General features: G+C 46.1%; 23 protein-coding genes and 2 pseudogenes. 4 read left to right on the forward strand and 21 right to left on the reverse strand.

Features of this window, described 5'->3' with window-relative positions:
• Positions 1-105: 105 nt before the first annotated feature.
• From trpC to trpE, 4 genes are all read right to left on the reverse strand, one after another.
• The gene (gene trpC / locus CK1_RS16580) at positions 106-900 is read right to left on the reverse strand and encodes an indole-3-glycerol phosphate synthase TrpC (RefSeq protein ID WP_015527288.1); all 795 of its coding nucleotides are present in this window, start codon (positions 898-900) and stop codon (positions 106-108) included.
• 129 nt (positions 901-1,029) lie between these two features.
• A complete protein-coding gene (gene trpD, locus CK1_RS16585) occupies positions 1,030-2,043 on the reverse strand; it encodes an anthranilate phosphoribosyltransferase (RefSeq protein ID WP_015527289.1) in 1,014 nt (337 codons plus the stop codon).
• Positions 2,044-2,100: 57 nt separating this feature from the next.
• Entirely contained in the window at positions 2,101-2,679 is a 579-nt protein-coding gene (locus tag CK1_RS16590) for an anthranilate synthase component II (RefSeq protein WP_015527290.1), read from the reverse strand.
• Positions 2,676-4,163, reverse strand: coding sequence for an anthranilate synthase component I (gene trpE, locus CK1_RS16595; protein WP_015527291.1), 1,488 nt, complete (start codon positions 4,161-4,163; stop codon positions 2,676-2,678). Before trpE ends, CK1_RS16590 begins: the two co-directional genes overlap by 4 nt.
• Positions 4,164-4,692: 529 nt before the next feature.
• Here trpE and CK1_RS16600 point away from each other — a divergent pair.
• On the forward strand, positions 4,693-5,370 hold the full coding sequence (locus CK1_RS16600) for a GTP pyrophosphokinase (RefSeq protein WP_015527292.1): 678 nt from the start codon (positions 4,693-4,695) through the stop codon (positions 5,368-5,370).
• 17 nt (positions 5,371-5,387) lie between these two features.
• Here the strand turns inward: CK1_RS16600 and CK1_RS16605 are convergent, their stop codons facing one another.
• Positions 5,388-5,747: a helix-turn-helix domain-containing protein gene (locus CK1_RS16605; RefSeq protein ID WP_243148537.1), complete on the reverse strand. Its 360-nt coding sequence runs from the start codon at positions 5,745-5,747 to the stop codon at positions 5,388-5,390.
• On the opposite strand from CK1_RS16605, the gene CK1_RS16610 reads away from it, so the two are divergent.
• Positions 5,640-5,990: a sensor histidine kinase gene (locus tag CK1_RS16610; RefSeq protein ID WP_015527294.1), complete on the forward strand. Its 351-nt coding sequence runs from the start codon at positions 5,640-5,642 to the stop codon at positions 5,988-5,990. The two genes, CK1_RS16605 and CK1_RS16610, sit on opposite strands and share 108 nt — an antisense overlap.
• A 47-nt stretch (positions 5,991-6,037) precedes the next feature.
• Positions 6,038-6,421, forward strand: coding sequence for a DUF3783 domain-containing protein (locus CK1_RS16615; protein WP_015527295.1), 384 nt, complete (start codon positions 6,038-6,040; stop codon positions 6,419-6,421).
• A 169-nt stretch (positions 6,422-6,590) separates the two neighbouring features.
• Here CK1_RS16615 and CK1_RS16620 read toward each other — a convergent pair whose 3' ends face one another.
• The 16 genes and pseudogenes from CK1_RS16620 to CK1_RS16695 form a co-directional block, all read right to left on the reverse strand.
• On the reverse strand, positions 6,591-6,827 hold the full coding sequence (locus CK1_RS16620; protein WP_306289013.1) for a hypothetical protein: 237 nt from the start codon (positions 6,825-6,827) through the stop codon (positions 6,591-6,593).
• A 26-nt stretch (positions 6,828-6,853) separates the two neighbouring features.
• Complete coding sequence (locus CK1_RS16625; protein ID WP_015527296.1) at positions 6,854-7,012, reverse strand: hypothetical protein; 159 nt, start codon at positions 7,010-7,012, stop codon at positions 6,854-6,856.
• 68 nt (positions 7,013-7,080) lie between these two features.
• On the reverse strand, positions 7,081-8,484 hold the full coding sequence (gene rhaB, locus CK1_RS16630; protein WP_015527297.1) for a rhamnulokinase: 1,404 nt from the start codon (positions 8,482-8,484) through the stop codon (positions 7,081-7,083).
• 265 nt (positions 8,485-8,749) lie between these two features.
• A complete protein-coding gene (locus CK1_RS16635) occupies positions 8,750-9,919 on the reverse strand; it encodes a substrate-binding domain-containing protein (protein ID WP_015527298.1) in 1,170 nt (389 codons plus the stop codon).
• A gap of 148 nt (positions 9,920-10,067) precedes the next feature.
• Positions 10,068-10,958: an ABC transporter permease gene (locus CK1_RS16640; RefSeq protein ID WP_353611193.1), complete on the reverse strand. Its 891-nt coding sequence runs from the start codon at positions 10,956-10,958 to the stop codon at positions 10,068-10,070.
• A gap of 97 nt (positions 10,959-11,055) precedes the next feature.
• Positions 11,056-12,566: pseudogene (locus CK1_RS16645) on the reverse strand (sugar ABC transporter ATP-binding protein).
• A 21-nt stretch (positions 12,567-12,587) separates the two neighbouring features.
• Complete coding sequence (locus tag CK1_RS16650; protein WP_129974804.1) at positions 12,588-13,562, reverse strand: ABC transporter permease; 975 nt, start codon at positions 13,560-13,562, stop codon at positions 12,588-12,590.
• Between the two features lie 156 nt (positions 13,563-13,718).
• Positions 13,719-14,725, reverse strand: a pseudogene (locus CK1_RS16655) (substrate-binding domain-containing protein).
• Positions 14,722-16,509: a cache domain-containing sensor histidine kinase gene (locus CK1_RS16660; protein ID WP_015527303.1), complete on the reverse strand. Its 1,788-nt coding sequence runs from the start codon at positions 16,507-16,509 to the stop codon at positions 14,722-14,724. The pseudogene CK1_RS16655 and the gene CK1_RS16660 overlap by 4 nt, the downstream one beginning before the upstream one ends.
• On the reverse strand, positions 16,506-18,122 hold the full coding sequence (locus tag CK1_RS16665) for a response regulator (protein ID WP_015527304.1): 1,617 nt from the start codon (positions 18,120-18,122) through the stop codon (positions 16,506-16,508). Before CK1_RS16665 ends, CK1_RS16660 begins: the two co-directional genes overlap by 4 nt.
• A 248-nt stretch (positions 18,123-18,370) precedes the next feature.
• Positions 18,371-19,372 carry an aldo/keto reductase gene (locus CK1_RS16670; protein WP_015527305.1) on the reverse strand — a complete coding sequence of 334 codons (1,002 nt, stop codon included), beginning with the start codon at positions 19,370-19,372 and terminating at the stop codon, positions 18,371-18,373.
• Positions 19,373-19,418: 46 nt separating this feature from the next.
• Positions 19,419-20,348: a 1-phosphofructokinase gene (gene pfkB / locus CK1_RS16675; RefSeq protein ID WP_015527306.1), complete on the reverse strand. Its 930-nt coding sequence runs from the start codon at positions 20,346-20,348 to the stop codon at positions 19,419-19,421.
• A 1-nt stretch (position 20,349) separates the two neighbouring features.
• Complete coding sequence (locus CK1_RS16680) at positions 20,350-21,402, reverse strand: galactitol-1-phosphate 5-dehydrogenase (RefSeq protein ID WP_015527307.1); 1,053 nt, start codon at positions 21,400-21,402, stop codon at positions 20,350-20,352.
• A gap of 2 nt (positions 21,403-21,404) precedes the next feature.
• Positions 21,405-22,922 (reverse strand): xylulokinase, encoded by a 1,518-nt coding sequence (gene xylB / locus CK1_RS16685; RefSeq protein ID WP_015527308.1) that lies wholly within the window; start codon positions 22,920-22,922, stop codon positions 21,405-21,407.
• Positions 22,922-23,947: a LacI family DNA-binding transcriptional regulator gene (locus tag CK1_RS16690; RefSeq protein ID WP_015527309.1), complete on the reverse strand. Its 1,026-nt coding sequence runs from the start codon at positions 23,945-23,947 to the stop codon at positions 22,922-22,924. Before CK1_RS16690 ends, xylB begins: the two co-directional genes overlap by 1 nt.
• A gap of 34 nt (positions 23,948-23,981) precedes the next feature.
• Positions 23,982-24,833 carry a class II fructose-bisphosphate aldolase gene (locus CK1_RS16695; RefSeq protein WP_015527310.1) on the reverse strand — a complete coding sequence of 284 codons (852 nt, stop codon included), beginning with the start codon at positions 24,831-24,833 and terminating at the stop codon, positions 23,982-23,984.
• 347 nt (positions 24,834-25,180) lie between these two features.
• Between CK1_RS16695 and CK1_RS16700 the strand changes: the two genes are divergently transcribed.
• Positions 25,181-25,627, forward strand: coding sequence for an RbsD/FucU family protein (locus CK1_RS16700; RefSeq protein ID WP_015527311.1), 447 nt, complete (start codon positions 25,181-25,183; stop codon positions 25,625-25,627).
• Positions 25,628-25,692 lie beyond the last annotated feature (65 nt).

Genomic DNA, 25,692 nt, shown 5'->3' on the forward strand with positions numbered 1-25,692 from the left:
TCAGCCAATCCTGCCCTTTCTGTCTGACCCTGCCCCTTCCTGTTTCGTTACTATTTGCTGCTGGTCAGCTCTGTTACTTATTTGCTCTATTCTTTCGTTTGGCCTTTATACAAGCGCTCCACCATTCAGATTTTCCAATGCTGCTTTCTTATCCGGGCTTCGCATCAGGGTCTCACCGATCAGGACTGCACCTACCCGGTTTCTTTCCAGGATAGCGATATCACCTGCGTTTTTGATTCCGCTCTCAGACACAAATACCACATTGTCCGATGCCAGGTTTCGAAGACGGATGCTGTTATTCATATCAACCTTAAAGGTTTTCAGATCACGGTTGTTTACACCGACGATCTTTGCACCTGTCTTTAATGCTCTTGCCACTTCATTCTCGTCATGAGCTTCCACCAGTGCATCCATTCCCAGAGTTTCTGCAAGCTCTCGGTATTCCAGGAGTTCCTGGTCATTTAAGATAGCACAGATCAGAAGTAAAGCCGATGCACCGAATGCTTTTGCCTGATAGATCATGTACTTATCCACCGTGAAGTCCTTCCGAAGAACCGGAATATCCACTGTTTCTGTGATCTCACGGAGATAAGTGTCACTTCCCATGAAATAAAATGGCTCTGTGAGGCAGGAGATCGCAGATGCACCTGCTGCCTCGTATTCTTTCGCAATTTCCAGATACGGAAATTCCGGTGCGATCAGCCCCTTGGAGGGGGAAGCTTTTTTTACTTCACAGATGTAGGACATACCCGGCTTTTTCAACGCTTCCAGAAAGGACGGCTGCTGTGGTGCTTTTTCTGCCAGGATTTTCAGCTGATCCAGGGGAAACTGAAGTTTTTCCTTCCGGATACGTTCTCTTGTTTTTTCTGCGATTTCCTCCAGAATGTTTTTTTCGCTCATTCTTTGTTTGTCTCCTTGATATTTCAGTTCAACTCTCATTCGGCAATTTCAAGAAGTCTGACAGATTAATGTTTCCGTTCGTATCTCTTCCGATAGGGATTGCCGATTTCTCTTCTGCCGCTATTATTTTCAAATCTCGTTACTTAATTTGATAAATTCCTCAAGCTTGGCAGCAGCTGCACCACTGTCGATCAGATCTTCAGCCTTTCTTACGCCGGCTTCCAGGCTCTCTGCCTTTCCTGCGATATAAAGTGCTGCACCTACGTTCATGCAGACCGCCTGACGCTTCGGGCCTTTTTCGTTTCCGTTTACAATGGCTTTTGTGATCTCTGCGTTCTCTGCCGATGTGCCGCCTGCCAGATCTTCTTTGCTGCAGCGTGTATAGCCGAACTGCTCCGGTGTGATCTCATAGGACTGGAACCATCCGTCCTTGATCTCGCACACAGAAGTCGGTGCGCTCATGGAGATCTCATCCAGCTTATCCTGCCCGAAAACTACCATTCCACGGTTCACGCCAAGCTTCATCATAACCTGTGCCAGCGGCTCTACCAGAGACTGGTCAAAGACTCCCATCAGCTCCATGTTTGCGCCTGCCGGGTTGCTTAATGGTCCGAGAATATTAAATACCGTGCGGATTCCCAGCTCTTTACGGATCGGTGCCACATATTTCATGGCAATATGATAATTCTGGGCGAACAGGAAACAGATGTTGATCTTTTTCAGGATCTCTGCACTTTTTTCCGGCGGAATGGTGATCTTTACGCCAAGTGCTTCCAGAACATCTGCTGCACCGCTCTTGGAAGATGCTGCACGGTTTCCGTGTTTTGCTACCGGAACGCCACCTGCTGCGATCACAAGAGAAGATGTCGTAGAAATGTTAAAGGAGTTTGCTCCGTCACCACCGGTTCCTACGATTTCCAGAACATTCATATCGTGGAGAAGCTTGATGCAGTGTGCACGCATTCCGGCTGCTGATGCAGTGATCTCATCAATAGTCTCTCCTTTCAGGGAAAGTGCAGTAAGGTAGGATGCCATCTGTACCGGTGTTGCCGCTCCGTCCATGATCTCATTCATTACGGCTTCTGCTTCGTCATATGTAAGATCTTCTTTTTTTGAAAGCTTGATGATTGCTTCTTTGATCATTGTTGTTTCCTCCTGTTCTGTAACGATTCTATCTTTTATGGATTGCTGTTCTCTGTCTTATCTGTCTCTGATAACCTTCATAAAGTTCTCGATCATTGTTTTTCCATCCGGTGTCATAACAGATTCCGGATGGAACTGTAATCCGAATATCGGATATTCTTTATGCTCCAGTGCCATCACCTCTCCGTTCTCAGACTCAGCGGTAACAACCAGTTCCTCCGGTAAGGTATCCCGGATAGCTGCCAGTGAGTGATATCTGGCTGCCGGAAAAGTTTCCGGAAGTCCTTCAAACATCAGGCTCTTTCCAACTTTATGTATCTCTTTCTGCTTTCCGTGCATCAGCTCTTTTGCGTAGGATACTGTCCCTCCGAAGGCTTCACAGATGGACTGATGTCCAAGGCAGATACCCAGGATCGGCAGCTTGTCTTTGAAATATTTTATGGATTCAATACAGATTCCCGCATCCTCCGGTCTTCCCGGACCAGGGGAAAGGATCAATGCCTCCGGCTTCATAGCCTCCAGCTCTTTGATGGTCACTTCATCATTTCTTACCACCTTGATATCCGGCTCCACAGAACCGATCAGCTGGTAAACATTGTAGGAAAAGCTATCATAATTATCGATCAGTACTATCATTCCAGTCCCTCCTGTGCAGTTTCGATTGCCTGTACAACGGCTCTTGCCTTGTTGCAGCACTCCTGAAATTCACTTTCCGGAATACTGTCTGCTACGATCCCTGCTCCTGACCGGATACAGATCTCACCGTTTTTCTTATAAACCAGGCGAATGGCAATACAGGTATCCAGGTTTCCGGCAAAATCCAGATATCCGATAGCACCGCCGTAAATGCCTCGCTTGCTCTGTTCCAGTTCCTGGATGATCTGGCAGGCACGGAATTTCGGTGCTCCGGAAAGTGTTCCTGCCGGAAGGATGGCATCCACTGCATCCACCGCATCCCTGTCATCCCGGATCTGGCCGGTAACTGTGGAACCAATATGCATCACATGAGAAAAATGCTCGATGCACATATATTTTTCTACGTTCACGGTACCGATCTTACTGATCTTTCCGATATCATTTCGCCCAAGATCCACCAGCATGTTATGCTCGGCACGTTCCTTCTCATCAGCCAGGAGTCCTTTTTCCAGCGCCAGGTCTTCTTCTTTTGTCTTGCCTCTTGGTCTTGTTCCTGCAAGCGGGAAGGTACTTAATTCTGTTCCTGCAAGCCTGGCAAGTGTTTCCGGGGAGGCTCCTGCAATCTCAATATCATCACTGGAAAAATAAAACATATACGGCGAAGGATTGGTAGCCCTGAGAACACGGTATGTATCAAACAGACTTCCCTCTGCTTTCGCTCGCATCGGATTGGAGAGCACCACCTGGAAAATATCTCCTTCGTGTATGTAATGCTTCGCTTTCTCAACCATCTCACAGTATTTTGCTTTCGGGAACTGCGGCTCAATGGAAGATTTCAGTTTCAAAGACGGAAATTCCTTCTGTTTTCCGTTTCGGATCAGATCTGCCATCTCTTTTAATTTTGCTTCCGCCTTCTGATAGGAATTTTCCGGATCATCCGTCATCACACCGGTGATCAGAAGCACCTTCTGTCTGTAATGGTCAAAGGCGATCACCTGGTCAAAAAGCATCAGATCCATGTCCCGAAAATCCTGTACTGTCTCGTCGGTAAGCTTCAGCTTCGGCTCGCTGTACTTAATATAATCGTAGGAAAAATATCCTACCAGACCTCCGGTAAAGGTCGGCATATTTTCCAGCACCGGGCTTTTGTATTCTTTCAGGATCTCCCGAATAGCATCTCCCGGATGCTTCGCCTGCTGTACGGTTTTTTCTTCAGTTCCGTCCTCATGGATCCTGCGGATCTGAAGCTTTCCGTCTGTACAGGTGATCTCCATGGATGGCTCATATCCCAGGAAGGAATAGCGTCCCCATACCTCTGTCTGGCTGGCACTTTCCAGAAGATAGCAATGTCTGCTGGCTGTGCGTAAGGTCCTCATGACTTCTACGGGTGTATAGCGGTCGGAATACAGCTCTCTGCATACAGGGATTCGCCGGTATTCGCCTGACTGTGCGAGTTCTTTGATTTTTTCTAATGTTGGATACATATACAGGCCCTCCTGAGTTTTTCATTCCTTACCGGAGGACGGGACATTCGTGATCTGCATTCGCTGCTTGCTCATAAAATCAAGAAAAGCCCGTCTCCGACAGAATCTGGTTCTGTCAGGGACGAGCTCTAAATTCAAAATCACCCGCGGTGCCACCCTGATTCACGGTCTGACCCGTGCACTTGGCGGAATACCTTCATATTCCCGGCAACTGACGTATGCCCTCACGTCACAGAATACTTGATACCCGAAAATATCTTTCCCTGTGCCCTCTGCGGTCCATTTGATAAACTGCCTCTCGACCCGGCTCTCACCCTCCCGGACTCTCTGTGCGCGCATGAATATCTTTATCTCCGCTTCAACGGTTTAGTGGTTTAGTGGTTTACTTAATTAAACTTTTTCTATAAAATAGCACAGCTTTTCTGATATGTCAATACAAATGTTGAAAAAATATCATTTTGTTCTATAATTGTATGAAAGTAATTGTTATAAATATTACATAAGAAAGGAGTTTCACCAGAAAAACACTATGGCTGAAAGAAATACAAACACCTGGCTGGATACCCCCGATCCACAGGTTTTTATCAAAAATTCCGCAAAATTTAATGATCTGATGATGATGTATCGATGTACGGTCCGTGAGGTACGCACCAAGCTGGAAGTCCTCAACGATGAATTTTCATTGGAATATAAACGTAACCCGATCTCCTTCATCAAAACAAGGATCAAAAAGCCGGAAAGCATTTACAAAAAGCTCAAAAAGCTCGGCTATGAGTTTACTGCGGAGAATATTCAGAATCAGCTGAATGACGTGGCAGGCATCCGTGTTGTCTGTGCCTTTATCGATGATATCTACACTATTGCAGACCTGATCACCAGGCAGGATGACATTACCGTCATCCAGGTAAAGGACTATATCAAAAATCCAAAGCCAAACGGCTACCGCAGTTATCACATGATCGTGGAAATCCCCGTATTCTTCTCCAAGGGAAAAACTCCCATGCGTGCAGAGATCCAGATCCGTACCAACGGTATGGATTTCTGGGCAACTCTGGAGCATCAGCTGCGTTACAAGCAGAATATCGAAGAAATGGACGGTTATGAGGATGTCAGCAATGAACTGCTGAACTGCGCCCGCACTGTGATCGATATGGATAACGAAATGCAGCGGATCAAAAACAAGATCGGACAATTCCATGATATTTAAAAAAACAGTTGAGGCTGTTACAGCCTCAACTGTTCTTTCTCACTGTTTTTCACCCGGAACGCCCGCGGTGTCATGTGATAATGTTCCTTGAATACCCGATGAAAATAACTGTTATTTTCATCGCCTACAGCCGCAATGATGTCACTGACAGGCAGATCAGTTTCACACATCAGCTCTACAGCCTTGTTCAGACGTTTTCTCTGAAGAAGTTCCTTGAAATTAAACCCTGTGCTTTTCTTGATCATCTTACTGAGGACATGCATGGGAAGATGCAGACGACCACAAAGCTCCGTCAGCGTAGCAGTCCGGTATTTCTGTTCAATATAATCCAGTGTTGTCATAGAGATCATATTTTCGTACTGATTGGGCAGACGCATCTCCACATTGAGAATATTGTTCTTCTGATTTCCGATGACGGTGTTGGGATTTCGCCGGAAATCCTGTCAACTATCCTTTCCGGAAAGGGAAAAAGCCAGTCCGGCGGCACCAATATCGCAGTTTATAATACACACCGGAGACTCCAAATTCTCTATGGAAATAATTACGGACTCACTTATTCCAGCAAGCCTGGAGAAGGGACAGAGGTTGAGATCCGCTTCCCTGCACATCGCGAAAAGTAACTTATGTTCCACAAAAATCTTTATTCAGAAATGAGGTATGACACTATATGAATACACAGCCAGAAGCTCTTTTATATAATTTTAACGACCCGGAACGGCTTCGTCAGATCCGCCGCTATCTGAATCGTCAGAAGGTTAAGACACGGATCGTCACTGCGCCGGAATTTCTTCATCCGCTAGGATATCTTTTTGAGATTCCGGGATTTCATCCCTCATCCCAGTTTAATCTGGGAAACAATTTCAGTGATGAGATGATCGTGCTGAAGGATTTTTCCAGTGCACAGATGGATAGTTTTCTTGCTTTTTTCCGTGAAAACCAGCTCCCGCCTGTTGCACTGAAGGCCATGCTCACACCGGTAACTCAGCACTGGTCTTCCATCCAGCTGCACGATGAGCTTTCCAGGGAGCACACACTTATGCATAAAAAATAACTGCAAAACCAAAATCTGCCGAATCTGCCTGCTGCATTTCCGGCAGATCTTTTTTATCTTATTTTTCCCACGGAAAAAGGAGACCGCTCCGCGCAGTCTCCTTTTTTGAATATGTTTTAGGTTGAATACATAAGAAAGAATTTATCTTGTCACGATATCTACCGGTACGTTAAAGATTTTTTGCAACCTTCAGGATCGTATCGATGTGTCTTCCTGTAGCAGCTGCCATATGATGTGTCGGGCCAGCCTCGCTCCAGCGGTTAACGAACTCTCTTGCTCCGCATGTGAAGCGTGTTCTCATGTTTGTATCACCGAAGGAAAGGATCGGTCCCTCCTCGTTTACGCCCTCAGCTACAACGAATTTGAAGTTTCCGTCTTTATCCTGAGTGATCGCAAGGTAGATCACCGGACCTGTGTACGGATAGAACTGCGTCAGATATCCGCCGCCTGTTTTGCCATGGCAACCTTCATGTCACCCTCTACCGCACATGCAGTACCCTGTTTGATCAGCATGGAGAATGCCGGGATCAGCATACTGTCAAGGACACCTGCTTTACCCTGTGCAAATCCGTCATAATGAGAAGCGATCATTCCAAGATGCTCGTCTTTTACCCATTTCTCAAAATTGTGTTAACTAACATAATAAGACCTCAAATTATTTATGCTTTGTATACTTTGATACCGAAGGACTCATGGATGGTTGTACGAGCCTCCTCGATCGTTTTAAACTCCTCGGCCTTCAGCATCTGTGCTGTGATATTACCGATTGCAGTAGCCTCACCAGGGCCTGCATGGATTTCTTTCTTTGTAGCTTTTGCAGTCAGCTCATTTAAGTATCCTGCATTGGAACCACCGCCTACGATATGGATACGGCTGTAGGTTCTTCCTGTCATCTCCTCGATTTCTTTTGCGATCTTAGCGTAACAATCTGCAAGGCTTGTATAGATAACGGTTGCAATCTCGCCAAGAGTTTCCGGAACCTGCTGTCCTGTTCTGCGGCAGTAGTCCTGAACCTCTTTTGTCATGTTCTCAGGAGAAAGGAAGCACTCATCGTTTGCGTTTACTCTTGACGGGAAGTCTTTTGCCTCCTCAGCCATCTCGCAGATCTGTGCAAAGCTGTACGCATCATCAAACTCATGACGTACAGACTGGATCATCCAGAGACCCATGATGTTCTTCAGATAACGGAAACGTCCTGCATATCCACCCTCGTTTGTGAAGTTCATCTCACAGCTCTTCTCAGAGCAGTCTGCTTCTTTTCTCTCGATTCCCATCAGAGACCATGTTCCGGAACTGATATAAATGAAATCGTCATCATTTGCAGGCACAGCCAGAACTGCAGACCCTGTATCATGTGTAGCCGGTGCTACAACCTCAAGATCAAAGCCAACTGCTTCCTTCACTGCGTCTGTTAAATGTCCGATGCTTGTGCTAGGCATGATCAGCTTCTGGAATATCTTTCTTGGATATCCCAGCATATCGATCAGCTCATAATCCCAGTCCTTGGTTGTCGGGCATACAAGCTGTCCTGTGGTTGCCTCTGTGTACTCGCAAGTTTTTTCGCCTGTAAGAAGAAAATGAAAGTAGTCCGGTACATGAAGAAGTGTCTCAGCCTGCTCCAGATACTCAGGATGTTTCTTCTTCACTGCCATCAGCTGATATACTGTATTGTAGATTGCTTTCTGGATACCGGTTCTTGCATACAGATCTTTCAGGGAAATTGTCTTGTAAACTTCCTCGTCCATTCCCTCTGTACGATGATCACGGTAGCCTACTGTATTGCCAAGAACCTTGTCGTCCTTGTCAAGAAGCACAAAGTCAACACCCCAGGTATCAACACCCATGCTTACCGGGATCTTGCCGATCTCTTTACATTTCTTAAGACCGTTTACGATCTCGTTGAAAAGGCGGTCAAACTCCCAGCAGAGCTCTCCATCCTTCTTAACCATGCCGTTCTCAAAACGATAGATTTCTTCCAGGATCATTTTTCCGTTTTCCATATGTCCCAGAATGTGACGTCCACTGGATGCTCCGATATCTACTGCTAAATAATATGTTGCCATTTTTAAATCCTCCTCAATATGTAAGCTTCTGATCACTTTCATATCTGATGTTGTATTTATCATACATCAGGATCCTTCCGGTGATAAGAACCTCTTTTGTCAAAAAAGTGTCTTTATTTGCCAATAATACAGCGATTATTTATGAACTACTACATTATTTGTTTAAAAAATCCGCTGACTGAATCAGCCAGCGGATCTCTTATTTCATACGTCCGTGAACGCAATCCGCGTTCATTATAACTTCACGATCTTATCAATTATATGATTAGTCATAAAGGTTAGGAGCGATATCCTCGTCTTCCATATTTGTTGCATCATACCAGTAACCGTCTGTAGGAACATCCTCAAGCTCCTGGCCGTTTGCTGCTGCTGTCAGAGCGTAGATTGCATAGTATCCCATCATAAGAGGAGACTGTGTAACAGCACCAACGAATGTGCCATCTTTAACAGCTGCTTTGATGATAGAACCAGCATCGAAACCAACACCAACTACATCACCGTTTGCCGGGTCAGAACCAAGAACGTTAAGGTTAGCATTTGCTGCAAGAACACCCTCTGCGGAAACCTGGTTGGAACCGAAGATTGCAATACAGTTCTCCTGGGAAAGGATTGCCTGTGCCTCTGTGGAGCAGAGCTCTACAGTTGTCTGTGCCGGAACAGCTACCTGGATAACAACGTCAGCGTCTTTAGCGTCTGCGTCAGCACCCTCTGCTGCGTTTACATAGAACTCGTTACCGCTTACTGCAACTGTCTTGCCATCAGCCTGAAGAAGCTCGATCATCTTGTTGATGAATCCTGTACCACGCTGCTGGATGTTCTGAGCTGTTGCATCCTGGTTAACCTCACCGATGATAACCTGTCCGTCAGCATCTTTAACAACGTCTTTAATGGAGTTGTACATATTCTCAGCTGCTACTGCACCAGCCTGTGCGTTGTCTGTACAAACCTCGCATACTACAGATCCTTCCGGAGCATCAGCGATACCTGTATCGAATGTTACAACCGGGATTCCTTTTTCTGCACATGTCTTAAGTGCATCTGTAACGGAAGATGTATCACAAGCTGCAAGTCCTAATCCAACAGGATTGGAAGCGATAGCTGTGTTGATCATGTTAACCTGGTCAGCGATATCGGACTCACTGTTCGGTCCCTGTGGTTTATAATCAACGCCCAGCTCCTTAGATGCTTTCTTCATACCTTCCTGAGCTGCATCCCAGTATGTGGACTGGAAAGATTTAACCATCATCGGGAACACATAAGCTTCGTTTGCTTTCAGTCCGTCGAACTGTGCAGTAGGATCCTCAGCTGCTGTGGAATCTGCGGATTCCTCTGTTGCTGCATCTTCTTTCTCCTCAGCTGCAAAAGCTGCTGTTGCGCTCATGCTTGTTACCATTGCTGCACAGAGCATTAATGCCATAACCTTTTTTGCTTTCATATAATATTTCCTCCTTAAAATATATTATATAGTTTTTTTATGTTCATACGCCGTTGCTACCCCTTGGCGTTTCACATCTTTGATTATCGGGTGCTGTTCACATTTCTCTGTAAACAGCACCCTTACTTATTATACACACTTCTTAATATCAATGTGCTGCTTTTTTCTCTTTCAGGATATCGATCAGAACGGCTACGATCAGAACGATACCTGTGATGATCTGCTGCCAGTTTGCCTGCAGGCCGATGTATGGAAGACCTGTTTTCAGAAGCATGATGACGAAGATACCAACGAATGTACCGATTACGGAACCATATCCACCGGTAGCTGCTACACCACCAACGAATACACCACCGATAGCATCCATCTCAAGTCCGGCACCAGTACCAGGCTGTACAGTAGGTGTTACTGCTGCGTATGCGATTGCTGCAAGACCTGTAAACAGACCGCAGACAACGTATACCATTACGTGATAGAACTTTGTATTGATTCCAGAAAGGGCTGCTGCCTCTTTGTTGGAACCGATTGCAATTGTGTAACGACCGAATTTGGTGTGGTTCAGGATGTACTCCATAAGAAGAACCAGAATGATCATCCACAGGAAACCGAGCGGATAACGTGAAGCACTTCTTCCTGTACCAACGGTTACTTTAAAGATTGTGTGGAACCATCCACCGTCCTGTGTAAGTCCCGGCCAAGGTGTCGCACTGCAGAGAGATCCGGCACCACGGGTAATCATACAGGTACAAAGTGTTGCCAAAAATGGCGGCAGGTTCATAACACCGATCAGTACACCGTTCAGTGCACCGACTGCGATACCAAGAACAATACAGATCAGCATTGCCAGAGCTACCGGGCAATTGTTGTTTCTGATCAGTGTTCCGGCGATCAGTGCGTATGCTACCATACCAGTTCCGATTGACAGGTCAACACCACCAGTGATAAGCGGGAATGTAACTCCGATCGCCATAAGAAGATCGTAATATGAGAAATCCAGCATACTCAGGATCGTGGTGTACTGTCTGAATTCTTTACTCAAGCCTGAGAATATTGCACACAGGACAATGATAACGAGCAAAACAATAAATCTCTGATCACTTAAAATACTTTTTTCTTCTTAGTCATGACTTTCCTCCTTAATCGATATTCCGTGTGGCCTTGTCCATGATGTTTTCCTGGGTTGCCTCGGAGATATCAATACATCCGGTAACTTTACCCTCACACATGATGATGATACGGTCACTCATTCGGAGAACTTCCGTCATCTCAGAAGAAATCATGATAATGGATTTTCCTTCTGCTGCCAGTCTGTTCATTAATTTGTAGATTTCGTTCTTGGCACCAACATCGATACCTCTTGTCGGCTCATCGAAAATAAGGATATCACTGTCTCGTGTCAGCCATTTAGCAATAACAACCTTCTGCTGGTTACCACCGGAAAGGTTTACTACCAGCTGATCTGTTGTAGGTGTCTTTGTTGCAAGCTCTTTTACATATTTCTCAGTAACTTCTTTTCTTTTGCTTTATTAATGAAGAGACCGTTTGTAAAGTTCTCCATTGTAGCAAGTGTTGTATTCTCTGTTACAGATTTCTGTACAACAACACCGTATCTTCTTCTGTCCTCTGACAGATAACCGATACCACATTTAACAGCATCCTGCGGGCTGTTGATAGTCACCTCATGAAGCTGACCGTCTTTACCCATAACGGAGATTTTACCACTCTGCTTCGGATCTGCTCCGAACAGTGCTCTGGCTGTCTCGGTACGTCCTGCACCCATCAGTCCTGAGAAGCCAAGGATCTCGCCTTTTCTCAGCTCAAAGCTTACATCCTGGACCATCTTACCTGCGTTCAGATGCTCAACCTTAAGAACTACCGGTGCATCTGCCGGAACCGCACTCTCCTGCTTCGGATCCTCATAAATAACACGACCAACCATCATGTTGATGATATCTTCTTTTGTACTGTCTTTTGTGATGAGGGTTCCTACGTAACCACCATCTCGCATGACTGTTACACGGTCTGTGATGGTTTTGATCTCATCCATACGGTGTGAGATATACACGATACCAAGATTTTTCTTACGAAGGTCACGGATGATCTCGAACAGATCCGCGATCTCTTTCTCGGTAAGTGCTGCGGAAGGCTCATCGAAGATGATGACCTCAGCTTTATGAGAGATTGCTTTTGCGATCTCACACATCTGCTGTTTTCCGACTGTCAGGTTTTTCATCTTTTCCTTCGGATTGATCTCAATGTTCAGATCCTGGAAAAGCTTCTTTGAATCCTCGATCATCTTTTTGTCATCAATGCGGAAACCTTTTTTCGGCTCACGTCCGATAAAGATGTTCTGAGCAACGGTAAGATCACCTACCATGTTCAGCTCCTGATGTACGATTACAACGCCGGCATCCTGTGCCTCACGTGTATTGTGGAATTCTGTTTCCTGTCCTTTGTAAACGATGGAACCTGAATCCTTCTGATAAATACCGGTAAGAACCTTCATCAGTGTTGATTTACCGGCACCGTTTTCTCCCATAAGTGCATGTACTTCGCCGCGTTTTACTTCGAAATTAACGTGATCCAGAGCATGAACTCCAGGAAAGGACTTATCAATGTCCTTCATAGTTAAAATAACTTCACCCATTGTCGCATCCTCCCTCTAAGATCAGTTCTTTCTGCGTCTTGCAGAAACGTCGATATAAACTGCAACGATAACGATGATACCTGTGATGATCATCTGCTGTCCTTTACCAAGACCAAATGCCATGATGCCCTGCTGAAGAAGAGAGATGATGAATACGCCGATTACAGTACCGCCGATGGAAGCAAGTCCACCAACCATGGATGTACCACCCATAACGCAACCTGCAATAGCCTCGTTGTTGTACTGATCGCCATAGCCAGGCTGAACAGTTGTGTATGTAGCTACAAAGAAGAGTGCTCCAATACCTACCAGGAATCCGCAGATCACATAAGCAAGCATTTCCCATTTCTTTGTGTTAACACCGGAAAGGCGGACAGCCTCTTTGTTGGAACCAAGGCAGAGGATGTAACGTCCCGGTTTTGTGTTGTAAAGAACGATACCGCAGATAACTGCCATTACCAGGAAAATAATAATTCCTACAGGGAAGCCGTTTACGGAAACGATATTACGGAACCAGCCGTTTGCATCGCCAGCTGCCGGCCAGCTTACAGACTGTGTTTTTGTGAATACAGAAGCAATACCTTTTGCAATGTTCATGGATGCCATGGAAATAATGAATGGTGGCACTGACATGTAAGAAACCATCCAGCCATTGAAAATACCAAAGCAGAGACCGATCAGAATGCAAAGGATCATGGCAACTGCACAGGGAACCTTGTAAGATGTCATGCAGTAACCGGATACCAGTGCACAGCAGAACATTACAGGTCCGATGGAGAAATCAATTCCTCCTGTAGCGATTACGAATGTAACGCCAAGTGACAAGAAGCCCAGGAAATACACATAGTTCAAAGTAGACTTGATACTATCAACAGCCGGAAACTTGTTTCCAAGAACTACTTTAAAAACCAGGAACATAAGAATCAGAACACAGACAAGAAGTATTCTGTTCAATCCGAGCTTCTTAACGATTGGATTTTGTTTTAAGTTTTCCAATTTTTACCCTCCTCACGTTTTGCACGTATCTTGTGTTTTCTTGGTTATTATAATACCGTCAAAAATCAATAATTGTAATAGAATATCTTGCAAAAAAGGTTAAATATTTACTGTATGGTAAATATTTAACCCTTTTCTTTGTACATTTATGACTATTTACGGTGTAAGATCACCATATGTTTTTAACGTATTAAACGGAAAAAGCAGTTTTTCGATCTCACTGGTATACATATTGTCAGGAGTCACAAGCTGGCACCCGGAATTAATATTCTTCTTATAGTCTTCTCCACGCAGCATCTTAACAGTTTCCCGAACACCCACATACCCCATTTTAAATGCCTTCTGTACAACGATTCCCTGGAAGATTCCGTGTTCCATCAGCTGGACGGCCTCCTGTGAGCTGTCTACTCCCACCACCCTGATCCGATTCTCTGCTTTTGCTGCCTTTACTGCTCTTGCAGCACCTACAGAGGAATATTCATTCATTCCCGCGATCATCTTGAGATCCGGATATTTTTCATCAGCTCTTTTGTAAGCTCATAGGACTTGTCATACTGAGAATCACAGTATACCACATCTACGATATTATCCTTCAGACTGCCAAGTCCTGTCCGGAAACCTTTTTCTCTTTCAACTGCCGTAGATACACCCTTTACATGTGAAACGATCGCAATCTGATCATCCGTTCCCACAAGCTCCTTCGCAAACCTGCCAAGGATCTGTCCCGCTTCCAGATTATCGGTCGCAACGGTAAGATCCTGGACCTCTTCCTGTGTGTAGGAATCAATAAATGCGATATGTATTCCCTGTTCCTTTGCCTTCTTCAAAAGCTGGTCGGATTCAGTGAAGCTGGACGGCGAGATCAGGATCGCGTCCGGTTTTTCTTCTGTTGCCCTTTCGATCAGCTTGTTCTGCCCATCCACATCATTCTCTTCCTCAGGTGCCCATACGCGGATATCTGCATTATATTCCTTTGCAGCCATCTCCGCCCCCTGGATCAGTGATGTCCAGAAATCGTTGGTACCGTCCACAACCTTCGGAATATAGATCAGCGATAATTTTCTCTCTTCTTCTGCCTGTTTATAATAGACTATTCCGGCTACAAGCCCCGCCACAAGGCAGATGACCACTCCTAAAGTCAGGAGTTTTCTATGTTTTTTCATATTGATTCCTCCTGTATTCCCGGAATGGTAATCGTGGCAGTGGTTCCGACACCTTTTTCACTTTCATAGGTGATCCCGTAATTTTCTCCATAATAAAGCTTCAGACGTTTCTGTACATTGTAAACACCCACACCATTGGAATGATAATTCACCTTATGCTTATCATAAATATGTGACAATGTTTCCTCATCCATACCTACACCATTGTCGATCACCTGAAGAACTGCATTTCCGTCCTTCATAAAGCCTTTTACCTGCAAAAGTCCCTTACTCTCTTTATATTTCAGTCCATGATAGATGGCATTTTCAATGATCGGCTGGAGAACCAGCTTGATCAGAGGGATATTTAATATAGAAGGTTCTACATCGATCTCGAATTCCAGCTTGTCCTTGTAACGCATCTTCTGGATCGTAAGATAACCCTTGGCATACTCCACTTCCCTTGCAAGAGGAACCACTTCATCTTCATTACTGATGCTCTGACGAAGAAGACGCGCCAGGGATGCTGTCATCAGAACAACCTCTTCGTACTTTCTGCCCTCTGCCATCCAGATGATCGAATCCAGGGTATTGTAGAGAAAATGAGGATTGATCTGGGACTGAAGGGCCTTAAGCTCACTTTTTCTCTTTGCTTCCTGTTCCTTCACGTTCTGCTCCATAAGATCCTGTATCCTATGTGTCATCACATTGAAAGATTTCGTCAGGCTTCCGATCTCATTCTCTGAATCGATCTCCACATCTGCTCCGTCAAAATGCCCTTCCTGTACTCTGGACATGGAATCTCTGAGACGCTGAAGAGGATATGTAAGACTCTTTGCCAGAAATCTGGAAAAAAGCAGTGCCACGATCATCAGAAGTGCGGAAATAAGCACATAAATACTCTGTGCCTGATTGCTTTTGCGCAGAAGCTCGCTGACGCTCATACAGCCCACAACGGTCCATCCGGTTTTATTTGATCTGGAAATGGAATACAGCTTTCCTCTGTTTCCCTTTTCGGTACGCACCGTATCTTCTTTTGATTTCACGATCAGGTCGATGTTCTCAGTCTGCAATTCATTGTAAAGCTGCTGCTGTTGGGGATGGTATACAATATTTCCGCTTTCATCCAGAATGAATGCGTATCCCTTTTTCCCGATCGTATTCTGATCACAAAGTTCACTGATGGCACTGTAATTCAGATCAATAAAAAAGACTCCCTCTTTCTCACCACTGTTGGAAAAATTACGGATTCCCCTGCTTAAAGTGATCACCCACGGACGCTCTCCGCTGATGATGTGCTGTACATGAGAAGATGTAAGAAGCGGGCCTTCCGGCTTCTGTAAAGCTTCCAGATACCACTCCTGGGTGGAAAGCTTCAGATCCGGATTCACAGACTGTTTGCCGTCGTTGATCAGCTTCCGTCCATTACTTCCAATGATCCCAAGATTTCGGATATCACTTCGTCCATCCAGAATAGTCTTGAACTGATTGATCAGACGCTCTCTTGTTCCATTGTCCACATTTTCGCCAAAAAGATATTGCTGTACATCCTCGTTACTGGAGATCATATAGGCTATATTTTCCATGTAATCAATATAGGAATCAATATTCTGATTCATCTGCTGCACGATATTCTGGGTGTAGACAGCAGAATTTTCAAAAATAGAATTGCGGGTATATCTCATGGAAACACCTGTTATGACCAGCACCGCACTTAAAAGCAGCACCGTCACTACCGCAAAGATCGCACTCTGGATACTCTTAAATTTTCCTATGATCTTTGCCGCAAACCGGATATCTCTCATTTACGTTTCTCCCTTGCATATTCTGTTGGTGTGCAGCCGGTCATTTTTTTGAAGGAGATCCCAAAATAATGGGGATCTGCAAATCCGACTTTCTCGGCAATTTCATAATTCTTCATAGTTGTATTCTCCAGAAGTTCCTTCGCCTTCTCCATACGGGTACGGATCAGAACCTCTGTAAAAGTCTCTCCCGTAAGATCCTTAAAGATCGTACTGAAATAGCTTGTACTGATATTCAGATAGGAACAGATACTGTTCAGGCTTAAATCCGGATCCATATAATTCTTCTGGATATAATCCAGGGCAAGTCTGGCCTGACGCTGTCCGCTGGAGCTGTTTGCATCGGAAAGTGTCTGGAAAATCTCTCCGATATGATTCCTGACCAGTTCAACAGCACTGTCAAAAGAATTCTGCTCCGTAACCTGCTGCAGAAGTGCTTCTCTTTTGGAAAAAAGCCTGTTGTCCGGAACCATATCCTCACAGGTCTCATCTGCTGCACGGATGATCTGCTGAAGATACACGCAGGCACGACTCTTATCCACCCGCGCTTCCTTGATCTCAGAAGAGATCTGTTCCAGAATATGCTCTGCGTTTTCCTTTTTACCCGCTTTCAGAGCAGCTGGCAGCTTCTCTACATAAGCTTTAATGGAAAGATTTTTTTCCTCCAGCTGTTCTTCCATATCAATAAGAAGGCTTCCTCCAAGAAGATAACGATATTCAATAGCTTTCTCTGCAAGTTCATGGGATGCACGAAGCTCCTGCTGAGTTCTGGCCCAGCTTCCCACACCGATAGAAATATCCAGCGACATCAGTTCCTTCAGCTTATCCTGGATCGTCCTGCAGATCTCCATGATCTTCTGTTCAAACTCTCTGGTACGGTTTCCCATGAAAAGAGCACCGACCTTGTTATTTCCAGCCTGATATGCCACTCCTGCTTTTTCTTTGCTGATGATCTCATCACTGATATTAAAAAGGACAAAAGACATCAGTGCACTCTCCTGGCGTTTCTCCGCAGTAAGCTGACTGCCATCCGAATACAGATCCAGATCAAAAACAGCCACACGATAGCATGCTGCCTCAAGATCGATTCCCAGTGCTGCAAGCTCTTCCAGACTTTCCTGCCGTGTCTTGATATTATCCACAAAGCCCTGCAGCGCTCTGGAACGGATCACAATGGCGTTTTTCTGATAATTCTCGGAAGTCTGTGTCAGACGTTCCAGCTTCTCTTTTTCTTTTCTTTGCTGGTCCACCTTCTCTTTCATTTTTCCGATAACATTTCTGAGTTCCATGGCTGTCACCGGCTTCAGCATATATTCACTGACACCATACTGGATCGCCTTCTTGGCATACTCGAATTCTCCGAATCCGCTGAAGATCACGATCACGATGTCCGGATAATTATCATGGAGAAAACGGCTCAGTTCCATACCATCCATATATGGCATAAGGATATCTGTAAGCACGATATCCACCGGATGGTTCTGCACAAATTCCGCTGCTGCTTTCCCGTTATCACAGTCTCCTACCAGCTCACAGTCCATTGCTTTCCAGTCAATATTCTCCCGGATCGCATCTCGAACAAGTATCTCATCATCTACCAGTAAAATACGATACATAATTTCTGTTGTCCCCCTCTGATCAGTTTCTGTTGTTTTTATTGCACATCCCCCTGACAGATCCTTCCCCCCGTCTCTGTCATTTTCATTGGTAAGATTACTGTCCTTTCTGTGAACAATAACTGTTAATTCTTTTTATATGTTAACATGTTTGGTTAAAATTTACAACGGAGTTTCTTAGTCCAAATTAAATACAAAGAAATCCCGCATCCAACATATGGAACACGGGATTTTCCTGCATATTTTTATTATTTTACGATAACGCCATCCTCGTCCCAGAGGTCATGCCAGTCCCTGGCACCATGCCACAGAAATACCTGTCCTTTTACAAGACGGTTGCCTTTTTCCAGAGTTGCGATGGTTGCCATTTCTTTCTCTGTAAGGGGATCCTCTGTGACACATTTCAGGTTGCTTGCATAGTTGTGCACAGAGAACGGAATGGAGATCTCTCCTCTCTGATGTGCCCACTTCAGAGCGATCAGAGCCGGATGAACACCATGTGCCTTTGCGATCGCCTGCATCTCCGGAACCTCCAGATCCGCAACATCCTCCGGGCAGATATCTCTCTCCGGTCTGCGTGGAGAACCGATTGGCATATAGCCTACCGGCTGGATGTTATGCTCTACCAGATAATCATAAAGCTCCTGCTGTTGGAAGCATACATGAAGCTCAAGCTCACAGGTTGCAGGTTTGATCTTCATAAGCGGAAGAACTGCCTCAAGCTTCGGAATGGTCATATTGGAAATACCAATGTAACGGATCTTTCCTTTTTCTACCAACGCCTCACACTGGCGGTATGTATCCATAAACTCCTCCACACTGAAGGGTTTGGAATCCGGATTTCTGGAATCCACATCACATCCCGGTGCATGATAGTTTGGGAATGGCCAGTGGATAAAATACATATCCACATAATCGCACTGAAGATCCTTAATGCTCTTGTCACAGGCTTCCTCTACTCTTCTGTGCATGTCATTCCATACCTTTGTCATGATAAAAAGATCCTTACGCTCTACAACACCTTCGTCAAAAGCGTCCTTAAATACCTGGCCGATCTCATGCTCATTTCCGTAGCATGCGGCACAGTCAAACATACGGTAGCCACTGCGGATCGCGCCTGCAACAGCTGCAGATACATCCTCTGCGGATACACGGTCGGAACCGAATGTTCCCATTCCGACACACGGAACCTGCTCGCCGGAAGGAAGTGTCACTTTCGGCACAATTGCCGGATTGATAACTTCTGCCATCTTTACATCTCCTTTTTTATAAAAATTTTCTTATTATAAGCTTATCTTATAAACGCCTGATCTCGATCTTCGGAAGAAGAGCCTCCATATCCTCCATCACAAAGAAGCCCGTTTCCTCGCGCATGGCTGCCGCCGCTGAGATCGCACTGGCTCTTTGCAGAGTCTCTTCTAGGGAAAGTCCCTCACTTAATCCAAGGGCAAAGCCTGCGATCATGGAATCTCCGCAGCCTACGGTATTTACCGCATCGATCTTCGGAACCACCGCACGGAAAATCCCTTCCTCTCCGACTGCCAGGGAACCATCTGCTCCAAGCGAGACCGCCACGATCTCCACACCACCGGCATGGATGGCTTTCGCTGCTTCAATGATATCGTTGATATCGTCACAATGCTTGCCTGTCAGCATACGGATTTCATCAATGTTAGGCTTGATCAGTGTCGGTGCTGCCTTGATCCCCTCTTCCAGAAGCTTGCCGCTGGTATCCAGGATCACCGGTTTTCCGGCGTCTTTCACAATCTTCACAAGGCGCTGGTAGGCACTTCCGTCAAGTCCCTTCGGCACGCTGCCGGACATTGCCACAACAGAAGCGTCTTTTACAAGCTGGCGGAATTTTTTCTCAAAGCCCTCAAAATCTGCCTCTGTCAGTGTAAATCCCGGCTCCAGGAATTCGGTCTGTACATGATTCACCTCATCCCAGATGTTGATACAGGAGCGGCTCTCCGCCTCTACATGGTAAAAAGCACTCTTAATGCCAAAGGGTTTCAGGGCAGCTTCTATATAATTGCCTGCGTGGCCGCCTACAAAGCCGGTGGCAACCACTTCAGCACCGTAAATGGACGCCGGCTTGGAAACATTCAGTCCCTTTCCGCCGGGAACGTAGGTACATTCACGCACACGGTTCACTTCGCCCACTTTAAAATCATCCACTACATAACGCTTGTCAATGGCAGCGTTTAAGGTTACTGTCAGGATCATATCAGTCTTCCTCATTGGAAAGAAGGATCTTTCCTTTTACAAGGCCCGGTGTCTTGAACAGCTGGAAGGCCTCCTGTGCCTGGCTCATCGGGATTTTCTTATAGATGAAGCCCGGGTCAAACTTCAGCTGGCCGGTTGCAAAATAATGCGCCGTCAGCTCCCACTCACGTCCCGGATACGGGGCACTGTAGGACATCCAGGAACCGGTAAGCTTGAACTCCTTACGGTTCATGTTCTCCCACTCCTTCGGTGTAAAGGTAAGGTTTTCATGAGGAGTACCAATGAAGCATACATGTGCCTTGTTTGCTGCAAGCTCAAATGCCATATGCATGGTAGGAACCTGTCCGGCTGTCTCAAATACGAAGCCGTAGCCCTTTCCACCTGTAATGGCCATGGCTTTTTCCATATATCCCTCTTCCTTTGTGTTGATGATCTCATCTGCGCCGAGACGCTTTGCAAGAGCAAGTCTCTCATCGCTGATATCAAAGACCACTACCTTCTTGGAGCCGAAGATCTTTGTCCACTGCATGGTGAACATACCAACTGTACCGCCGCCAAGGATTGCCACATACTCACCGCCGTGGTAATCGTTCTGGAATACACCGTGGATAGCTACGGTTGCAGGCTCAAACATGGCTCCCTGCTCATATGGAACATTGTCTGCGAATGGTACTGCATTCTGCTCAGGAACCACTACATAATCTGCGTTTGCTCCCTGCTCTCTGGAACCGATGAAGCTGTAATGCTTGCAGAGAGAGAAATTACCCTTCTGACAGTCGTCACATTTCATACAGGGAAGAAGTGGTGCACCGGATACACGGTCTCCGACCTTCACCTTGGTAACGCCTTCTCCCACTTCCACCACATCGCCGGAAAATTCATGTCCAAGCACGATGGGATAAAAATGTACGCCGTGATTTAATACACGCGGGATATCAGATCCGCAGATCCCGGAATATCTTACCTTGATCTTCACATGGCCCGGTGTTACCTGAGGTTCTTCCACTTCCTGATATTGAACATCCTCATTTGCTACTACTACTGCTGCTTTCATGATCACTTTTCCTCCTCATTTCTCATCATAGGTTCAAGAGATTTATAGAGATTTAAATAGGTTTTATAGGTTTTCTCATAAACGTCCCGGTTTTCCGGGTTCGGTTCATGTCTTCTTGTTTCCTTTACCGTAAGACGGATGGCCTCATCATAATCCCGATACATTCCAACACCAACACCTGCCAGAATCGCTGCACCAAGTGTTGTTGCCGTATCAGAGGATGGCACTACGATGGGTTTTCCTGTGATATCGGATTTGATCTGTGTCCAGAGAAGAGAATTTGCAGAGCCTCCCATTGCACGGAGAACTTCCACATCTGCTCCTGCTTCCTTTGCCACCTCAAGGTTGTGTTTCAGAGAAAGTGCTACGCCTTCCATACAGGCACGCACCATATGTCCCTTGGTCTTGGCAAAATCCAGTCCGTAAAATACGCCCTTCGCATTGGGATTCCAGATCGGGGAACGCTCACCGGACATATATGGAAGAAATACCACTCCGTCACTGCCTGGTGCGACCCTTTCCGCGATCTCATTGAGCTGGTTCAGAGAAGAGCCTTTTTCCCCTGCTACAGAGCGCTCATAATCTGCAAACTCACGTTCAAACCAGCGCATGACACCACCACCTCCGGTGGTTCCTCCCTGAAGGAGCCACTGTCCCGGAACCACGTGATAGCCAAGGATCAGTCTGGGATCTGCCTTGTACGCATCCATGCAGATGCTCATTCCGCCGGCCTGTCCTCCTTGCTCCTGTGTCTCACCCGGATGGATCACTCCGGCCCCCAGTGTTCCGCATGCCGCATCCAGACCACCGGCAACAACCGGTGTTCCCACAGCAAGGCCGGATTCCTCCGCCGCCTTCTCTGTAACAGTTCCCACAACATGATCACAGGCACAGATCTCAGGAAGAAATTCCATGGGAATCCCAAGCTTTCTGCACATATCCTCATCCCAGGCTGCCTTTCTCATGTCAAAGCAATGCAGGCCATAGCCCTGGGAAACATCCTGGCTCATCACACCCGTCAGCTTATATGCAATGTAGCTGTTAGACTGCAGGATCTTGTGGATCCTTTGGTACACCTCCGGGAGATTTTCTTTATACCAGAGGATCTTTGCAGTTGTGTAGGACGGCTGAAGGGAATTACCGGATACTTCAAAAATCTGCTCTGCCCCGATCTCTTCATTCAATCTGTCACAGATAGACTGTGCTCTGGTATCCATCCAGATCGGAGTGTTTGTCAATACATTTCCGTCCTTATCCATGGCAATGGCTGACCAGCTCTGGCCGTCAATACCGATGCCTGCGATCTCCTCAGGTGCTATCCCCGCTTTTTGGATGGCCTTCTTTACCGCCTGACAGACAGCACTCCACCATTCTTCCGGATCCTGTTCTGCCCAGCCCTCCTTCGGATAGTAAACCGGATAATCGCCGTTGGCCGCAGCCACAACCGTTCCCGATTTTTCAAAAACCGCAACCTTACAGGCACTGGTGCCGATATCAATACCTAATAAATATGGTTTCATTATAGCTTCTCCTTCTCGTCCAGCACACGGACGGATTTTCCCATGATGATCTCTGCGCCAAGCTTCTCCGTGATCGGTTCTGTTTCTTCACTTGCAGCCCCTTCCAGCCGTTTCAGCATGATTCCCGCCACTTCTCCGGCAATCCCCTGTGTAGGCTGTGCCACAATGGTAAGCTTGGGATTGCATGCTCTGGCAAACTGCAGATTGTCAAAACCGATCATAGACAGCTGTTCCGGGATCTTAAGACCCAGCTCATTCATCCCGATCACCGCCCCCATGGTCATCTCATAGTTGGTAACAAACACGGCCGTCATATCCGGATTGTCCGCAACAAGCTTCTCAATTCCCTGCACACCGCCCTGAATGGTATAATCGCCGTGATAGATCAGAGATTCCCGTACCGGTATATTTTCTTTTTCGTATGCATTGCGGTACCCCTGGAGACGTTCCTGAGCTGTGGAAATTTCCTCCGGTCCGCCAATGATCCCGATCTTACGGTGTCCTGCCTGAAAAAAAACTCTCATTGCGTCCTCAGCCGCCTTCTCGTTGTCTACAAGAACACTGTCACAGGAAAGCTCCCGGATCCTGCGGTCAATGAGTACGATGGGCTTTCCGGTTTTCTGGAATTTTTTCAGATGATTGCCTTCCGCATCCACCGGCATGCTGATGATCCCGTCCACACGCTTCCGGCTTAAAAACTCCACTGCATCCCGCTCCAGTCTCTTATCGGTACGGCAGTCACAGACAATAGTCGCATATCCGTGACTCCTTAAGACATCCTCCATTCCTGTGATGATCTCCGCGCAAAAGGTATTGTTAAGCTCCGGGATCACCACGCCGATGGTCTTGGTAGCATTAGTCTTAAGCCCTCTGGCCACCTCATTGACCTCATAATGCAGCTCCTGAATGGCCTCCTCGATCTTTATTCTGTTTTTTTCTCTTACGTTTCCGCCGTTAAAATAAGAAGAAATCGTTGCGAGCCCAAGTCCGGTCCGCCTGGCAATATCTTTCATGGTTGCTGCCATACTGATCACTCCGTTTCTGTTTTTTTACAGAAGATCATTCTGCCTTTCCATCACAGCCGCAAACCTTCATACGCGCCTCAACCAGCTCCTTCACTGCCTGGATCGCTTTCTTTCCGTAGGCCTTCGGATCGATGGTGTTCTCATTCTCTGCAAAGGTCTCCTTCACTGCCCTGGAATATGCAGCACGAAGCTCTGTTGCAAAGTTAACCTTGCAGATACCACGTTTTACACAGTCGCTGACATCCTCATCACTGAGTCCGGATGCCCCGTGAAGAACAAGAGGGATATCTACGACTTCGCGGATCTCGCTTAAGCGTTCCTTGTCAAGAACCGGTGTTCCCACATAGAAACCATGTGCGGTTCCGATGGCAACTGCCAGGGAAGTAACACCTGTACGCTCCACGAATTCCTTCGCCTCCTGCGGGTCGGTATTAGTGTCTGCCTCAGCCTCAAGATCATCCTCTTTACCACCGACCTTACCGAGCTCAGCCTCACATGGGATATCCAGGGCTGCTGCCACATCCGCAACTCTCCTGGTCTCTCTGATATTATCCTCAAAATCCAGCTTGGAACCATCGATCATCACAGAAGTATAGCCTGCATGCATTGCCTGCATCGCAAGCTCAAAGCTGCTGCCGTGGTCAAGATGAAGGCATACCGGAACGGAAGCCTTGGCCGCCTCTGCTGCTACGATCGCAGCGTAAGTCTCAACCGTACCATATTTAACAGTAGAAGGTGTTGTCTGGATCATAACCGGTGCTTTCAGCTCCTCAGCTGCCTGGATGATCGCCTTCACCATCTCCATATTCTCTGCGTTGAATGCTCCTACTGCATATCCGCCCTTCTGTGCCTTTAACAGCATTTCCTTCGATGTAACCAGTGGCATAATCTTCTCCTCCTTGGAATCATAATCATTGTGTTTGTTTTGTATTATTTTCTCATTTGGTCCAGAAACCGAAACGTTTCTGTTTGAGTTCATCATAGCGCTCCATACGTTTTCTGTCAACCATAAAATTTTCATCATTTACAGGAAAATATTCCCTTGAAAAGAAGACCAAATACCGTTAGATTAATTAACAAGAGTTCTAAAGCCTGTGGCCGGGCAGGTCTGTCTGATACTACCGGCGTCATAACAGTTTCGGAAATCCATGTATCCTGTTCTGATCACCTGAGCCTGATGCTGTAATTTCCGAAATGCTGTAAGTACACAATGATCTTAGGAGGATATGAACTATGTTAAAAGGAATTCCAGAAATCTTATCACCAGAATTACTGAAGGTTTTATGTGAGATGGGACACAGTGACCGTCTTGTTATCGCTGACGGAAACTTCCCTGTAGAATCCATGGGAAAAAATGCCATCACCATCCGCTGTGACGGACATGGCGTTCCGGAGATCCTGGATGCCATCCTGAAGCTCTTCCCGCTGGATACTTATGTAGAACATCCTGTAAACCTGATGGAAGTAATGCCTGGCGATAATGTGGAGACACCGATCTGGGATACATATAAAGAAATCGTTTCCAAGCATGACGAGCGTGGCGAAAAAGCTGTCGGAAACATCGAGCGTTTCGCATTCTATGACGAAGCAAAAACTGCATACTGCATCATCTCCACAAGTGAGAAAGCACTTTATGCCAACATCATGCTTCAGAAAGGCGTTGTGATCAACAACGACTGATCTTTCTTTTGAACTGCCTGATATAATCATATATAATACACATATTCAACCAAAACATAAAACGC

The organism is Ruminococcus sp. SR1/5, assembly GCF_000209835.1.
In the GTDB taxonomy this organism is placed as follows: Bacteria; Bacillota; Clostridia; order Lachnospirales; family Lachnospiraceae; genus Blautia_A; species Blautia_A fusiformis.

What these genes read in the sequence shown, in the direction of transcription:
- trpC (WP_015527288.1), bottom strand. Translation starts at nt 900, where the DNA reads ATGAGCGAAAAAAACATTCTGGAGGAAATCGCAGAAAAAACAAGAGAA.
- trpD (WP_015527289.1), bottom strand. Translation starts at nt 2,043, where the DNA reads ATGATCAAAGAAGCAATCATCAAGCTTTCAAAAAAAGAAGATCTTACA.
- CK1_RS16590 (WP_015527290.1), bottom strand. Translation starts at nt 2,679, where the DNA reads ATGATAGTACTGATCGATAATTATGATAGCTTTTCCTACAATGTTTAC.
- trpE (WP_015527291.1), bottom strand. Translation starts at nt 4,163, where the DNA reads ATGTATCCAACATTAGAAAAAATCAAAGAACTCGCACAGTCAGGCGAA.
- CK1_RS16600 (WP_015527292.1), top strand. Translation starts at nt 4,693, where the DNA reads ATGGCTGAAAGAAATACAAACACCTGGCTGGATACCCCCGATCCACAG.
- CK1_RS16610 (WP_015527294.1), top strand. Translation starts at nt 5,640, where the DNA reads ATGCAGACGACCACAAAGCTCCGTCAGCGTAGCAGTCCGGTATTTCTG.
- CK1_RS16605 (WP_243148537.1), bottom strand. Translation starts at nt 5,747, where the DNA reads ATGCGTCTGCCCAATCAGTACGAAAATATGATCTCTATGACAACACTG.
- CK1_RS16615 (WP_015527295.1), top strand. Translation starts at nt 6,038, where the DNA reads ATGAATACACAGCCAGAAGCTCTTTTATATAATTTTAACGACCCGGAA.
- CK1_RS16625 (WP_015527296.1), bottom strand. Translation starts at nt 7,012, where the DNA reads ATGATCGCTTCTCATTATGACGGATTTGCACAGGGTAAAGCAGGTGTC.
- rhaB (WP_015527297.1), bottom strand. Translation starts at nt 8,484, where the DNA reads ATGGCAACATATTATTTAGCAGTAGATATCGGAGCATCCAGTGGACGT.
- CK1_RS16635 (WP_015527298.1), bottom strand. Translation starts at nt 9,919, where the DNA reads ATGAAAGCAAAAAAGGTTATGGCATTAATGCTCTGTGCAGCAATGGTA.
- CK1_RS16660 (WP_015527303.1), bottom strand. Translation starts at nt 16,509, where the DNA reads ATGAGAGATATCCGGTTTGCGGCAAAGATCATAGGAAAATTTAAGAGT.
- CK1_RS16665 (WP_015527304.1), bottom strand. Translation starts at nt 18,122, where the DNA reads ATGTATCGTATTTTACTGGTAGATGATGAGATACTTGTTCGAGATGCG.
- CK1_RS16670 (WP_015527305.1), bottom strand. Translation starts at nt 19,372, where the DNA reads ATGGCAGAAGTTATCAATCCGGCAATTGTGCCGAAAGTGACACTTCCT.
- pfkB (WP_015527306.1), bottom strand. Translation starts at nt 20,348, where the DNA reads ATGATCCTGACAGTAACCTTAAACGCTGCCATTGACAAGCGTTATGTA.
- CK1_RS16680 (WP_015527307.1), bottom strand. Translation starts at nt 21,402, where the DNA reads ATGAAAGCAGCAGTAGTAGTAGCAAATGAGGATGTTCAATATCAGGAA.
- xylB (WP_015527308.1), bottom strand. Translation starts at nt 22,922, where the DNA reads ATGAAACCATATTTATTAGGTATTGATATCGGCACCAGTGCCTGTAAG.
- CK1_RS16690 (WP_015527309.1), bottom strand. Translation starts at nt 23,947, where the DNA reads ATGGCAGCAACCATGAAAGATATTGCCAGGCGGACCGGACTTGGGCTC.
- CK1_RS16695 (WP_015527310.1), bottom strand. Translation starts at nt 24,833, where the DNA reads ATGCCACTGGTTACATCGAAGGAAATGCTGTTAAAGGCACAGAAGGGC.
- CK1_RS16700 (WP_015527311.1), top strand. Translation starts at nt 25,181, where the DNA reads ATGTTAAAAGGAATTCCAGAAATCTTATCACCAGAATTACTGAAGGTT.